The sequence below is a fragment of the Nitrobacter sp. 62-23 genome (assembly GCF_001897285.1).
In the GTDB taxonomy this organism is placed as follows: Bacteria; Pseudomonadota; Alphaproteobacteria; order Rhizobiales; family Xanthobacteraceae; genus Nitrobacter.
In genome coordinates this window covers 74,184-88,510 of record NZ_MKSM01000096.1, presented here as the reverse complement: position 1 = coordinate 88,510, position 14,327 = coordinate 74,184, and the positions used below count along the sequence as shown (strand labels likewise).

Annotated in this window: 11 protein-coding genes and 3 pseudogenes; 8 read left to right on the top strand and 6 right to left on the bottom strand. The window is 60.8% G+C overall.

The genetic code is table 11. The features are described from left to right. Position 1 precedes the first annotated feature (1 nt). The 6 genes from BGO16_RS09035 to BGO16_RS09010 are packed head-to-tail and all read left to right on the top strand — an operon-like array spanning position 2 to position 6,985. Positions 2-658 carry a cytochrome c3 family protein gene (locus BGO16_RS09035; protein WP_292618335.1) on the top strand — a complete coding sequence of 219 codons (657 nt, stop codon included), beginning with the start codon at positions 2-4 and terminating at the stop codon, positions 656-658. After that, positions 655-3,522 carry a TAT-variant-translocated molybdopterin oxidoreductase gene (locus tag BGO16_RS09030; protein WP_292618334.1) on the top strand — a complete coding sequence of 956 codons (2,868 nt, stop codon included), beginning with the start codon at positions 655-657 and terminating at the stop codon, positions 3,520-3,522. The genes BGO16_RS09035 and BGO16_RS09030 overlap by 4 nt, the downstream gene beginning before the upstream one ends. Then, complete coding sequence (nrfD, locus tag BGO16_RS09025) at positions 3,519-4,874, top strand: NrfD/PsrC family molybdoenzyme membrane anchor subunit (RefSeq protein ID WP_292618333.1); 1,356 nt, start codon at positions 3,519-3,521, stop codon at positions 4,872-4,874. Before BGO16_RS09030 ends, nrfD begins: the two co-directional genes overlap by 4 nt. After that, the gene (locus BGO16_RS09020; protein WP_292618332.1) at positions 4,867-5,397 is read left to right on the top strand and encodes a DUF3341 domain-containing protein; all 531 of its coding nucleotides are present in this window, start codon (positions 4,867-4,869) and stop codon (positions 5,395-5,397) included. Before nrfD ends, BGO16_RS09020 begins: the two co-directional genes overlap by 8 nt. Continuing rightward, entirely contained in the window at positions 5,394-5,927 is a 534-nt protein-coding gene (locus BGO16_RS09015; protein WP_292618331.1) for a cytochrome c, read from the top strand. Before BGO16_RS09020 ends, BGO16_RS09015 begins: the two co-directional genes overlap by 4 nt. After that, entirely contained in the window at positions 5,924-6,985 is a 1,062-nt protein-coding gene (locus BGO16_RS09010) for a hypothetical protein (RefSeq protein ID WP_292618329.1), read from the top strand. The genes BGO16_RS09015 and BGO16_RS09010 overlap by 4 nt, the downstream gene beginning before the upstream one ends. On the opposite strand, the gene BGO16_RS09005 is transcribed toward BGO16_RS09010, so the two are convergent. The 3 genes and pseudogenes from BGO16_RS09005 to BGO16_RS08995 all read right to left on the bottom strand — a co-directional run. After that, a complete protein-coding gene (locus tag BGO16_RS09005; RefSeq protein WP_292618328.1) occupies positions 6,960-7,673 on the bottom strand; it encodes an SCO family protein in 714 nt (237 codons plus the stop codon). The two genes, BGO16_RS09010 and BGO16_RS09005, sit on opposite strands and share 26 nt — an antisense overlap. Positions 7,674-7,801: 128 nt before the next feature. Continuing rightward, positions 7,802-8,628 (bottom strand): annotated as a pseudogene (locus BGO16_RS09000) (thiamine pyrophosphate-binding protein). A gap of 435 nt (positions 8,629-9,063) precedes the next feature. Next, positions 9,064-9,147 (bottom strand): annotated as a pseudogene (locus tag BGO16_RS08995) (IS5/IS1182 family transposase); the annotation flags it as partial. Positions 9,148-9,150: 3 nt separating this feature from the next. On the opposite strand from BGO16_RS08995, the pseudogene BGO16_RS08990 reads away from it, so the two are divergent. Continuing rightward, positions 9,151-9,274, top strand: a pseudogene (locus BGO16_RS08990) (IS256 family transposase); the annotation flags it as partial. Between the two features lie 42 nt (positions 9,275-9,316). Here the strand turns inward: BGO16_RS08990 and BGO16_RS08985 are convergent. The 3 genes from BGO16_RS08985 to BGO16_RS08975 all read right to left on the bottom strand — a co-directional run bounded on the left by BGO16_RS08985 (position 9,317) and on the right by BGO16_RS08975 (position 12,743). Continuing rightward, positions 9,317-10,063: a DUF4336 domain-containing protein gene (locus BGO16_RS08985; RefSeq protein ID WP_292618327.1), complete on the bottom strand. Its 747-nt coding sequence runs from the start codon at positions 10,061-10,063 to the stop codon at positions 9,317-9,319. A 311-nt stretch (positions 10,064-10,374) separates the two neighbouring features. Further along, the gene (locus BGO16_RS08980) at positions 10,375-11,739 is read right to left on the bottom strand and encodes an ATP-binding protein (RefSeq protein WP_292618326.1); all 1,365 of its coding nucleotides are present in this window, start codon (positions 11,737-11,739) and stop codon (positions 10,375-10,377) included. A 329-nt stretch (positions 11,740-12,068) separates the two neighbouring features. After that, on the bottom strand, positions 12,069-12,743 hold the full coding sequence (locus tag BGO16_RS08975) for a response regulator transcription factor (protein WP_292618382.1): 675 nt from the start codon (positions 12,741-12,743) through the stop codon (positions 12,069-12,071). Between the two features lie 313 nt (positions 12,744-13,056). Here BGO16_RS08975 and BGO16_RS08970 point away from each other — a divergent pair, with 313 nt between their 5' ends. Beyond that, complete coding sequence (locus tag BGO16_RS08970; protein WP_292618325.1) at positions 13,057-14,313, top strand: efflux RND transporter periplasmic adaptor subunit; 1,257 nt, start codon at positions 13,057-13,059, stop codon at positions 14,311-14,313. The last annotated feature ends 14 nt before the right edge of the window (positions 14,314-14,327 follow it).

The window sequence follows — 14,327 nt, the reverse complement described above, 5'->3', positions numbered from 1 at the left end:
CATGACCCAGATATTCTCGCCTGCGGCCGATACCTGGCTACGGCTTGCCGTGGTGGGATTTCTCTCGGTCTGTGGCGGGAGTGTCGTCGGGGCGATCGGGTTTGCGAGGTCGGCCTATGTCACATCGATCGATAATGCACCGCATCAGCCGGTGCCTTTCAGCCATCGCCATCATGCCGGGGAATTGGGGATCGACTGCCGATATTGCCACGCGGACGTAGAGAAAGGCCCGAAGGCCGGGCTGCCGCCGACCGCGACCTGCATGACCTGCCATTCTCAGATCTGGACCAACGCCGCGATGCTCGAACCAGTCCGCCAAAGCCTCGTCGAGAACAAACCGCTGCGCTGGGTCCGCGTCGCGAAATTGCCGGACTACGTGTTCTTTCGTCACGATATTCATATCGCCAAGGGCGTCGGTTGCGTCACCTGCCACGGCCGGATCGACACGATGCCGCTCACCTACCGCGCCCATGCCTTCACGATGCAGTTCTGTCTCGACTGTCATCGCGATCCGACGCCGAACCTTCGCCCGGCGGACAGAATTACCGACATGACCTGGAAGCCGGCCGGAAACCCGCGCGATCCCGGCGGCAAGATCGCAGCTCATGTTGGTATCCGGTTCGGCGAATTGACCCATTGCTACGTGTGCCACCGATGACGACATCGCCGAGACAATGGACCAGCATCGAGGAACTGGCAGGCGATGCCGCCTTTGCCGAAAGGATCGCGGCCGAATTTCCCGTCGCCGCAACCTTTCCGCCAACCGCACGCCGCGACTTTCTCAAGATCATGGCGGCATCCTTTGCCCTCGCGGGATTGACCGGATGCGAGAAAAGCCCGTTCGTCGCCGGTATTCCCTATGTGGACCAGCCGGAAGCCGCTCTGCCCGGTGTGCCACGTTATTACGCAACCGCCGTCACTCTGAATGGATACGCCCAGCCGGTGCTGGCGACGACTTACGACGGCCGTCCGACTAAGCTCGATGGACTTCCCGGACATCCGGCAACGCTAGGACGCAGCGATGTGTTCATGCAGGCCGCCGTGCTCCAGCTCTATGACCCGGATCGCGCGCAAAGTCCGACCCGCGCCGGCGCGCCCGTCACATGGACCGATGTCGGCGCAATGTTCTCGGCGCAGCGCCAAGACTGGCAAAAGGACGGCGGAAAACGGCTTCGCCTGCTGCTGTCGCAAACAACCTCGCCGACATTGGCGCGCCAGATCAAAGAATTCCAATCGCAGTTTCCGGCCGCGCAGTTGCATGTTCACGATGCCTCGGGCGAGCGTGAGCGGATCGCCAATGCCATTGCAGCCTACGGCGAGCCTCTCGACCTGCACTATCAGCTTGATGCCTGCTCCGTTGTCGTCAGTTTCGACGATGACTTTCTCGGTCCCGGCCCACGCCAGCTTTTGCATGCGATCGAATGGGCGCAGGCGCGCCGTCGCACGGATGTGCCGGGCATTCATCTCTACTGCGCCGACAGCATTCCGGGAGCCACCGGCGCGGTTGCGTCGCATCGCCTTCGCGCCGCTCCGTCCCGGATGTCGCATCTGATCGAAGCGCTCGCCGCCCGGCTTGGCGTTGCGGGTGCATCGGCGGCCGATCTCTCCGAGCAAGAACGTCACTGGCTGGCGCGCGCTGGCGCGGCGATCGACGGCGCGAAAGGCGGGGCACTGGTGACGGCGGGCCTCGGAACCGGTTCGCAGACGGCGCGTTGGGCCGCGCGCATCAACGACGCCATCGGCGCATCCGGACAAACCTTGAAGTTGACCCCGCCGGTCGCCAATCCCGGTATCGATGTGGCGTCGCTCGGCGAACTTGTCACCGATATGGACAATGGGCAGGTGGATACGCTGGTGATCCTCGATGCCAATCCAGTCTACACCGCACCGGGCTCGCTCGATTTCGTCAACGCGCTATCGAAGGTGAAGACCTCGATCCACATCGGTCTTTATCGCGACGAGACCGGCCATCGCTGCAACTGGCAGCTCCCGCTGACCCACGATCTGGAAAGCTGGAGCGATGCGCGCGCGGTGGATGGCACTGCCACCATCATCCAACCGGTCATTACATCCTTCTATGACGTCCGATCGCGGCATCAGATCCTGGCGATGATGTTCGGACGAGACGAGGAGGCCGATGCGCTGGTGAAGGAAACGTGGCGGAACGCATTCGGCGACTCCTTCGACGCGCAATGGAAGAAGGCGTTGCGCGACGGCTTTGTCGCAGGCAGCACCGCTCAGGCCCAGGCGAAACCGGCCTCCGGCTGGACCGAACCGGCACCGTCGGACGTCGACGGGTTGGATATCGTATTTCGTCTCGACCCGACCGTCTGGGATGGGCGCTACGCCAATCTCGGCTGGCTCCAGGAATTGCCGAAACCGCTGACGACGCTGACATGGGGCAACGTGATTGCCGTTCCGCCAGCGTGGGCGCGCGACTTCGCCGTCGAAAACGGCGACCTGCTTGAGGTCGATATCGACGGCCGCAAGGTTTTGGGTCCGGCCTGGATCATGCCGGGTCAGGCTGACAACACCATCGGGCTCTGGCTTGGCCACGGTCGCGAGAATGCAGGCCGTGTCGGAAACGGGGTCGGCTACAACGCTTATGCCGTGCGCCCGGCGGCGACGCCGTGGACGACGAAAGGTTCCGTTCGAAAGCTCGACAGCAGAGAAGCCCTCGCGATCACCCAGATGCATCACCGGATGGAGGGGTTCGATTTCGTTCGCGAAGTCAGCGCCGCATCACCCAGCCTGCCCGCTCCGTCACCGCAACCGAGTCTCTATCCGCCATATCCATCCGCGAAGAACGCCTGGGGCATGGTGATCGATATCGATTCCTGCATCGGCTGCAACGCCTGCGTCGCGGCCTGCACGGCTGAGAACAACGTCGCGGTGGTTGGCAAGGCCCAGGTGGAGATGGGCCGCGAAATGCACTGGTTGCGGATCGCGCGCTACTACACCGGCGATGTCGAGAATCCGCGCAGCTATTTCCAGCCGGTCCCCTGCATGCAGTGCGAGGATGCGCCCTGCGAAATGGGATGCCCGGTTCATGCCACCGTGCACAGCCCCGAAGGCATCAATCAGATGGTCTACAACCGCTGCATCGGCACGCGGACCTGCTCAAGCTACTGCCCCTACAAGGTACGGCGCTTCAATTACCTCGATTATCGCAACACGCCGGAAGCGCCCGTCGAACCGGTCCATAATCCGGATGTCACGGTCCGCTCGCGCGGCGTGATGGAGAAGTGCACTTATTGTACCCAGCGCATCCAGGCGGCGCACGTCGCGGCTGACAAGGACAATCGCGACTTGCACGACGGCGACGTGGTGACGGCCTGTCAAGCCGCGTGCCCAACCCGCGCGATTGTGTTCGGAGACATCAACGATCCCAATTCGGAGGTTTCAAAACTGCGCCGAAGCGGCCGTCACTATGTATTGCTCGATGAATTGGGGACGCGACCGCGCACGACCTACCTGGCCAAGTGGAATGACGGCCCGGACAGTGAGGACGACCGAACATGACGGCCTCGGCAACCGACATTTTGCCGACCGATCAGAGCATCGGTGACGTCAGCAGGCAACTGACCGGCATACCGCTGCACTTTCCCGCACGGCGGCAATGGTGGATCGCGATGGCGGTCGCGGTCGCGCTGCTCATGCTGTTTATCGTCTCGGTGATCGAACTGTTTACCCGCGGCGTCGGCATATGGGGCCTGAACGTTCCGGTCACCTGGGCCTTTGCGATTCACAACTATGTCTGGTGGCTCGGCATCGGCCATGCCGGGACGCTGATTTCGGCGCTTCTGTTGCTCACCGGCAGCGAGTGGCGCAACTCGCTTAACCGCTTCGCCGAAACCATGACGCTGTTCGCCGTGGTGTGTGCCGGCATCTATCCGGTGCTTCACCTCGGCCGCCCCTGGTATCTCTACTGGATGTTTCCCTATCCGGCGACGATGGGCGTCTGGCCGCAATTCCGCAGTCCGCTGGAATGGGACATCTGGGCGGTGCTGACCTATCTTAGCGTCTCCGTGCTGTTCTGGTACACCGGGCTGATCCCCGATCTCGCCAACGCCCGTGACCGCGCGACGCGGCGCGGCTGGCAGGTGTTCCTCGGCATCCTCGCGCTCGGTTGGCGCGGCTCGACGATCCACTGGCACCGCTGGTCGCGAACCTATCGGATCATGGCGGCGATCGCCGTGCCACTGGTGGTCTCCGTGCATAGCGAAATCTCGCTGCTGTTCGCAGCCAGTCAGTTGCCCGGTTGGCATTCGACGCTGTTCCCGCCCTATTTCGTACTCGGCGCCGCGTTTTCGGGCTTTGCCGTCGTCTCGGTGATCGCGGTGGCGTTACGCGCGATGTTCGGGCTGGAAAACCTCGTGACGCGCAAGCATTTCGACGTGCTCGGTAAGGTGTTGCTCGCGACCGGACTGATGACCGGTTACGGCTACGTGTTCGAGGTCGTCGATGTCCTCTACGGCGGCAATCCCCACGACTTGCAAACGCTGCTCGACCGCACCACTGGCGCCTATGCCTGGCTCTATTGGGGCGCCGTGGTCTTTAACTTTGTCCCGCTGCAATTGCTATGGTGGCGCGCGGTGCGGCGAACCGGCTGGGCGCTGTTGCTGGTTTCCGTTTCGGTGATCATCGGCATGTGGCTGGAGCGTTACATGATCCTGGTGACCACGCTCTACCGCGATTTTCTGGTTTCGTCATGGAGCCACTACACGCCGACGTTCTGGGACTGGTCGACTTATTTCGGCACCATCGGCCTTTTCCTGGTGCCGTTCCTGCTGGCGATCCGGTTCATTCCCGTGATCTCGATTTTCGAAACCGAGAAAACGCTTCTGGACGAACGGGAGGCGCATGATGGCTGACACGCCCTACGGTTTTGTCGCCGAGTTCGCCACCGAGGATGCGATCGTCAAAGCCGCGCGACAGGTGCGCCAGGCGGGTTATCGGAATATCGATGCCTTCACGCCATTTCCGCTTCCGCGACTGGCGCGCATCATGCGCATCAGGGATTCGCGGCCGGCGTGGCTCGGATTGGCGGGCGGCATCTTCGGCTTTCTGCTCGCGTTCGGGATGCAAGCTTTTGTCAGCTATGACTATCCGCTCAATGTCGGCGGTCGCCCGCTCTATCCGCTGTCCGCCTACGCGGTGGTGATCTTCGAACTGACGATCCTGTTCGCCGTGCTGTTTCTCTTCGTCGGGCTGTTGGTTTTGAACCGCCTGCCGCGGTTGAACTATCCGATCTTCAACGCTCCCAGATTCCATCTCGCGAGCAAGGATCGCTTCTTCCTTTGCATCAAAGCCCAAGACAGGCAATTCGATCGGGAGAGCACCGCCCGCTTCCTGCGCGATATTGGAGCGGTGAGCATCGCGTTGGTGCCGTCGTGAAAGCCGCCGCCGCGGCCTTCGCGTTGGCGGTTCTTCTGGCCGGATGCGACCAGAACATGGAGGAGCAGCCGGCCGGTCGCAGCTATTCAACGCTGCCGCAACTTGGCGGCAGCGCAATGCGGCCTCCTCCCTCAGGGACCGTGGCACAGGACGCCGCCGCCCGAGAGGAGGCGACCCAACGGAAGCCGCAACTCACGGCGGCGTTGCTGGCACGCGGACAGGATCGCTTCAACATCTATTGTTCGCCCTGTCACGGCCGAACCGGCCAAGGTAACGGCCGCATCGTTCAGCGCGGGATGCCGCACCCGACCAGCTATAACGATCCACGGTTGCTGGCGGCCGACGACCAGCATTTCTTCGAGGTCATCACCCGGGGATACGGCGCGATGTACTCCTACGCCATGCGCGTATCACCGCAGGATCGCTGGGCGATCGTCGCCTACATTCGCGCGCTGCAACTGAGCCGTCACGCTGCGCTGGCGGATGTCCCTGACAACGAGAAGGCAAAACTGGTGGAGGACCGGAAATGAGCACAATCCGGCTCCGTGCAACCATCATCGGCGTAGCCACGCTTACCTGCCTGTGCCTCGGCGCGATCATCGACCCGCGCACGACGTTGGCGGCCTATCTGGTCGGCTGGATCACGCTCGCCGCGATCCCGATCGGCGGACTGCTGATCCTGCCGACGACATATCTTGTCCGCCGCACATGGACCCACGACCTGCCCCCCATCCTCGCCGCGATGACGGCAACATTACCCTTGTGCGGCGTGCTTTTTATTCCCGTTCTGCTCCGACAATCGCTGCTTTATCCGGTCGCGGCAGGCGCCGCCGCTCCTGCGTTCAGGGCGGCCTATCTGGCGCCGTGGGCGTTTGCGTTGCGGACGATCGCCTATTTCTCAATCTGGTTCGTACTCGGCGCCTGGCTTACTCGCGCATGGGGAGATTCGGCCCGCATGAACCGGGCGGCATCGGCCACCCTTATCGTCGCATCGCTGACGATATCGCTCGCCGGGATCGACTGGCTCGAATCGTTGAACGCGGATTTTCACTCCTCGATTTATGGGTTGCTCTTCGTCAGTTTCACGCTGATGTCCTCGCTGGCGTTCGTTCTGGCTTTTGGATTGCGTTCTTACCGACGCATCCATTCCACTCGCGGCTATGGCGGATTGTTCCTGGGCACGCTACTGCTATGGGCTTATCTCCATGCGATGCAATACATCGTCATATGGGCCGGAAACATCCCAGACGAGGTGACGTGGTATCTCGATCGCGCACAAAACGGATGGCAATATGTGACGGCCTTACTGGCCATCGGCCAGTTCGTCGTCCCGTTCCTCTTACTTCTCTCCGCCCGAGTGCGCCGCGACCGACGTTGGCTGTTCGCGATATGCACCGCGACCTTAATACTGCGCGGAGCCGAAGCCGCGCTGCTCGCTTTTCCGGAGATTGACAATCTCAACGTCATGCTTCTGCCATTCGCGAATATCGCCGCGCTACTTTTCATAGCGAGTGCATTCACTCTTGTTATTACGCGAAAGCTTGGCGATACGGCCGTCGGTCTCAATGCACCTGCCGCTCGTGCCTGAACATGAAACCCAGAAATCCGGCCAGCAGCGCAACCATGACACCACCGCCGATCGACAGCGCGCGACCGATCGCCAGATTGTAAAACCCATGGCTTGGATCGAAGCCGTAGCATAGCAGACGCACTTGATCGGCCACGCTCCCGATCCGACCGTCGCCCGCCTCGACAAGCGCAAGTCTCAGGTCGGCGGGATCAAGCCCAAAACCCGAAAGCGCATGGCTGACGCGGCCGTCGGCCGTCACCGTGAATGCGGCCGCCGGGTGGGCATATTGGTCAAGCGCCGGATCGTAAATGGAGCTGAATCCGAAAGCCGAGGTGATTCTGGCGATGTCCTCGGCAGTTCCACGCAACATGTGCGTGTGCTCTGCTATCGGACCGGAGGTCCCGACTTGCGCCGCCTTCATCGCCGACGCATCGGCGTCGCTGTCTTTCGGATCAAGCCCGAGCACGCGCACGCTGAAATCTTTTCCCGGCACGAACCCGGTTTTACCCAGCACATCGGTCATGGTTCGCAGAACCGGGCTGCAAAGCGAACGACAGGTGAAGTCTGCGACGATCCAAACGCTGGGCTTGCCTTCCAGCCATTGGCTGAGCGCAGCGGACGTATCACCGTCCGTCAACGTAACGTCGAGCGGAAGCTGCGCACCGGGCCGGGGCGAGGCCGTTACGGCGGCGATATCCTTGCTCAACAAAGCCGCATCCGCCGGACTTATCATCGCGCAGATGAGAGGGAGCGTTAGCAAACCCGCGAACGCTTTTCTGCGAACGTTGAAGGGATATCCCATCGCTGCCTCCGCGCGACCCCTGCTGCGCTCCATCATTTCTCCGACGGCAGCACGGCCGCCAAAGCCTGCCGCACCGCGCCGGAGAAGGTCCGCCGTTCGCTGGGGTCTCCCTTCAGCAACGACAGGCTGAAGTTGCGCGCCTGCTGCATCGTGATGTGCGGCGGCAGCGGCGGTACCTCCGGATCTGTCTTCACCTCGAGCACGACCGGAATATTGCTCGACAACGCCTCGTCCCACGCCGGGCCCATCTGTTCGGGGTCGTCCACGAAGATGCCGCGCAAGCCGATCAATTGGGCAAAGCGATGATACGACACGTTGGGAATCTTTTGCGAGGATTCAAACTTGGGATCGCCTTCCAGGACCCGTTGCTCCCAGGTCACCTGGTTAAGGTCTTCATTATTGAAAACACAGACGATCCAGCGCGGATCCGATCGACCAGGTGCCGAACCTGGGATGGCGATGACGCCTGCTGAACATAGGCACCGGCGACATCCTTCAGCATCGAGACCAGATCGAGTTCCTGCTGATAATGCCCGCCAAGGGCGTTGCGCGCCTGCTGACCAACGATAGCGAGCACGGGCTGATGATCGAGCAGAGCGTCGTATAGCCCGGTCACCAGATGCGAGGCGCCCGGTCCCGACGTCGCAATGCATACGCCGATCCGCCCGCTAAACTTGGCGTAGGCGGACGCCATGAAAGCCGCCATCTCCTCATGGCGCGCCTGAATGAAGTCGATCAACCCATCCGAGCGGTTCAGTGCGCCGAAAACGCCGTTGATGCCGTCGCCGGGATAGCCAAAAACCGTGTCAACCTTCCACAACGAGAGCCTTTCAACGACAAAATCACCGACGGTACGCATCGTTGGCTCTCCCTTAAACCTCACACAGGTGGCCTGATATCAATGTGTCGAACGTTTCAGGTGAGCGGGTGTTCCTCTCGCGTTCATCACCTGTGGGACGCGCGTGTCGATATTTGAACCGATGGTCTACAGCTGCTTGAGCGGCGTCTTCCTGTTGGATCGACATCCGGCTCCGCTCGCCTCCGGCCTTTATCGTGCAGCGGGCGGCTATGACTCGGCATAGCGCTCCGCAACGGAACCGCCGAGCCATTGGCTGGTTCCTATCCTCGGCGGCGGAGCGCCGAGCGGCCGCCTGATCGGGCAGATTTTGAAAGGACAGGCAGTGCTGTTTGCCTATATCGACGTATTCGTGATCGTTGGATCGATGACATCGCTCGCGCTATCTCCGCACACAGTGAAGCACGGAGGTTCGGCGCCGATACACTGACGACCTAACTATCTGAGCCGGATTGCGATAGCGGCGAGTTTGACGAAACCCATGACGGCGAGCAGCTTGTCGAAACGTGTTGCGAGGCGCCTTGCCACCACCATGGCAGCGGGCCGCGATCGCTGGCAGGCACGTTTGAGCCGATCGAGATTGCGGTGGCGCACGCCCGGCTGACCACGTCAGGGCAGGACAACGGAATGGAAAAGTCAGGCGCTACGGGAGCCAAAAAGCGACGCAGCGTCTGGCTTCTCCTCGTTAGTGCTATCGAAGCAACCACGAAAAGGAACGTCGCAAAAAGGATTCGCCGTCCGCCCTGACAATTTCTCCGTGCGCCACGACGACGTGCTCGGGGTGTTTCTCGATGAGCTCACGAATCTTCGGGCGCGCGCTGGCGCGGTTGCGGAAACTTATCCGATAGTCGATCGGCGGATAGCCCCACCCCTCGACCATTTTCGAAAGTCTTGCGATTGGTCGCATCCACCAAGGCCAATGGCGTTTCAGGAACGTTTCGCTGAGGGTCTGCGACAGGTCGGCGATGATGGCGGTGCGTGATGCGCGGTGAAAAAAGATCAGTTCGTGCACGAAAGGCGAATTGGTGAAGCAGAATTGGTCGATCTGTCCTTTCCATTCGGCTGGCGGGTCGTCGGCCAGTATCCCGGCGAAGCGGAGTTCCCTGCACTTGGCGACTGTCTCCCCCGTACCCCACAAACTCGCATCCGGGAAAGCGGTCTGCCACTCGCCTAGAAACAGATAGTGCAGCTTGTTGGGGCTGACGATATGCCGGACAGGTCCCAGCGATCGAATCTCATCTTCGATCGCGGCGGTCTTTTCGACCGGCGACCATAACCAAAGCCCTCCATCTGCAAGCCGCACGATGACCATGCGTGTCGGATAGTCGAAGCCTTTGAACGAGACGACTCCGCCATCCGCAAACCATAGGTCCGATCCAAGCTGCTCCAGCATGTCGCGTAATCTAGTCCTTTGGATGGACGCTTTCCATTGTTCCATGCCGTCACCGATCCTATTCGTTACCGATGACGGGCGTCGTCAAGCAGTTCGTCGATATGGCTGCGAATCGCTTCAAACGCCTGCTGATTTTCCATCAGGGCTTCGACGGTCCTGGCGTCATAATCGGCCGGTTGCAGGCGGAACTCCGTTATGGAGTCCGTTGATGCTAGAAAAACTTCAATCAACGTCCACGGTTCCTCGTCGCAGCGGTCTTCCGCAGCCTCGCGTTCGTTGCGGCATTGACGACCCTGCTCGTCAAACCGGGCCGGCTTTCCTTTATGCGTAAGTTCCTCCCGCTTCGCGGCAAAGTCTCATGCGAGCAGGAGTGGAAAGCGCATGATGAATCTGGCGCCGCGACCGGGGGCGTCCTCAACTGTGATGCTTCCATGGTGGGCTTCGACAATCTTTTTGACGATGGATAACCCCAGCCCTGCGCCTCCGCTCGCACGCGTGGATTGTCGCCAGAAACGCTTGAAAATCGATTCGCGATTCTCCGGCGGCACTCCGTCGCCGTTGTCGATCACGCTGATCGACCCGTCCTGTCCAACGACGATTTCGATGGTAGTGCCTTCGGGGGTGTGATGGAGAGCATTTTCGACGAGATTACGCGTCGCGCGCCGGATCATCTCCGCGTTTCCCACGATGAGAACGGGCTCATCCACGCCAATCAATTCGATGCTCTTTCCGCGCTTCAATGCGAGCGGGGCGATGAATTCCGCGATCTCAACACCAACCTCGTGGAGATCAGCAACGGATTCCGGATCGACCACCGCTGTCTCCAGCTCCGTCGCATCGAGCAACTGACTGACGACCCGGCTCATGTTCTCGACGTCGCGTCCCAGGGCGCGGCTCGCCTCGCTGTGCGGGAGAGTTTCAATTCTCGTGCGGAGAATCGCGAGCGGCGTCCGTAATTCATGCGCCGCGTCAGCGGCGAACTCGCGCTGGCTTCGGAAACCAAGCTCCAGCCGATCGAGAGCCTGATTGACCGCTTTCACCAGAGGCAGGATTTCGGGAGGCATGTCGTCGGTTGGCAGGCGGACATCAAGGCGCGTCGGGCTGATATGCTTCGCGCGGTCCGATGCCCGGTGCAGCGGCCTCATCGCCAGGCGGAAAATGATGGTGTCGGCAACGAGCAGGAGAAGCAGAACGGGAACGATTATCCAAACTACCTGCCGCAGAAAATTAGCGAGAACATCGTCGACGATCACGTCGCGATGCGACAATTTCTCTGCGACCTGGATCCAGACAGGATGGCCGTCAATATCCTTGCGCGCGCTGGCTCCCGCGATGGTCCTTGCGCCACGCGGGGTTCGCGCCCGGTACGGCACAATTCCGGTCGCATCCGGATCGATAGCAAAGAGCGGTTGCTTGCTCGCATGCGATGAAAAGATCACTTTGCCCGCGTCGTCGATGATCGCATAGCTGTAACGATCATAGGCGTCGGAATATTGATCGCGGACGCCATCCGGCAGATGCAGCGACCATCCTCCCCTCGATGCCGGCTCCAGGTGACGGGCAAAGATCTCGATCTGAGCCGCCATCGTGTTCAACTGAAGTGTTGCGATGTCCGACGCCAGCGACCAGTGCAGCACGAACCGCAAAAGAACTGCCGCAACAATTACCGCCACGAGATGAAGAGCGACGATGCGCGACAGAATGGATTTTTGCAGCGCCACCTAGTGCCCTAAATCTGAAGTTCGCCTCACTGTGCAGCGCCCTCCGGAGCGAACTTCAGATTCGAAAGGGCACTAGAAAATTTATAATTCTGGTGTGGTTCAAGTTCGGAAGCTCGCTTGAAGCGCTCGCAGAGAAAATGAAGTGAACTTCTGAACCGCCACACTAGTGGAGTGAATTTGACATTCGCTACCCACTTTGCAGCAAACCCGTCAGGCGAATGTCAAATTTAAAACTCCACCAGAAACCTGATAGCTGCTAGTGGTTTTTTGATTCTAACATTTGCAAGAACTCCCTGCCGCAACGGGATGCAAATGTTAGAATCGGACCACTAGTCGCTCTCCATCATCACATAGCCAACGCCCCGGATCGTGGTGATCTTGACCTTCGCACCGATATCGAGAAGCTGCTTGCGCAGGCGATGCACATAGACCTCGACGGCATTGGACGCGACATCGCCGGTCAGGCCGAAAATCTGGTCTTCGAGAAGTTTCTTGGAGACGACGCTGCCTTTGCGGCGCAACAGCAGTTCGAGGACCGCGATCTCCCGGGCGGAAAGATTCTGAGGCTTCATGTCGACGAATGCCTGTCGGCCATCGGTATCGAACGTCACGTTCGAGAGACGCAATGTGCTGCCGAGCATCTGTCCCGGGCGCCTGAGGAGCGCTTCGAGCCGTGCTACCAGTTCATCGAAGGCGAACGGCTTGACGAGATAGTCGTCTGCTCCGCTCCGAAGACCGTTGACCCGATCCTCCACGCCGCCGCGTGCGGTGAGTACGAGAATCGGAATGGGATCCTTGCGATGCCGCAGTTCGCGCAGGATCGAAAGCCCGTCGCCATCCGGCAAGCCCAGGTCCAAAATCAGCGCGGCATAACGGGTGGTCCCAAGCACGCTGGACGCATCCGAAACGCTGGCCAGAAGGTCGATCTCGTAGCCGGCCGCCTGCAGCCCCTTCGCCAGAAGGTCAGCCAGTTCTTCGCTGTCCTCCACGATCAGGACCCTCATGGATACGACGGGCTCCTCGATCTGCCGGATGGCACGGCGGGCCATGGACGAGCTAATGCCGCTGCCTTCGCGACCCTGCGCGATCTCGTGTTGTAAGTTCCGTGTAAGGTCGGTGTCATGAAGAGCATTGTAAGGCTGCCGTAAGATGCAACTCCTATAGCAGATATGCTGTGCATCGGATCGAGGTTTCATCATGCGTGCTCGCAAAATCGCTTGAGCCGGCAAGGTCTTGAACCGAAGTCGCCGATCCCTTGGGAGGCAGGCTGCCTCTCGGCATATCAAGCTGAGCACGAGGAAGTGGAGACACGAAGCAATGCTTCGTCTGGCATCATTCTGGCGGACGCGGGCAGTCCCGCGGGCTGTCATCGGCCTGTTGACCGTTCCGATCATGATTGCAGCGGCTGTGATCGTTTTGAGGGTCGACCGTGGCAGCGCCGCCCGTAGTTCAGCGCTGGACAGCGAGATCAAGTCAGCCGACGGAAAGCTGCGCCTCACCGCATCGCAATGGAGCGCCGTGACGGTGCAGCCCATCGAGCAACAGGCATTCCGCTCGGAATTCCGCACCGAGGGAAAGGTCGCAATCGATCAGAACCTGTCGACCCGTATCTTTGCGCCCTACGCGGGACGAGTGACGAAATTGACGGTTGCGCCCGGCGATGAGGTTCAAAAAGGCCAGCTTCTCTTTGTGATCGCGGCAGCGGACTCCGTTGACGCCCAGAAGGATTTCGTCGTCGCTCTGGCGAGCCGGAACAAGGCGGTTTCCCAGGTTAATCTGGCGCAGATCGTCGAGCGACGGATGTCGAACCTCGCGAAGGACAAGGCAGCGTCGCAGCGAGAATGGCAGGAGGCTCAGGCCAACCTCACCGCGGCGGAGAACGATTCCCGTTCGGCGGAGATCGCCCTTCAGGCCGCGCGCAACCGGCTGCGACTGGTCGGCAAAACCGATGCGGAGATCGAAACGTTCGAGAAAACCGGCGCGCTCACGCCGGACGCTCCGGTATACGCGCCGCTGGCCGGAACCGTTCTGCAACGCAAAATCGGACCCGGACAGTATGTCAGCGCGGGAGCAGGCGACAGCGATCCGGTATTCCTGATCGGAGACACCTCGAAAGTCTGGATCGCGGCCTATGTGCGCGAAACCGACGTCGCCAAGGTGCGGATCGGCGAGCGGTTGACATTCAAGGTGCTGACCGAGCCGGACCGCGTGTTCGAGACCCGGATCGACTACGTTGCGCCGGGAATCGATCCCGACAGCCGCCGATTACTGGTCCGCGCCAGCGTCGATAATGCCGACGGGCTGCTCAAGCCCGAGATGTTTGCCAGCGTCACGATCGTCACCAGCGACGGGAAGCCGACGCCGGCCGTGCCCCTCGATGCCGTGATCTATGAAGGAAACAATGCGCGCGTCTGGGTCGTCGGCGACGATCACTCCGTCGAATTACGCCAGATCAAGCTCGGTCAGTCGAGCGAACGGATGATCCAGGTTCTGGACGGACTCCACGCGGGCGAGAAGATCGTCACGCGGGGCAGTCTGTTCATTGACCGGATGACGACCGCCAAACAAACCTGATGAATACAGGCCGC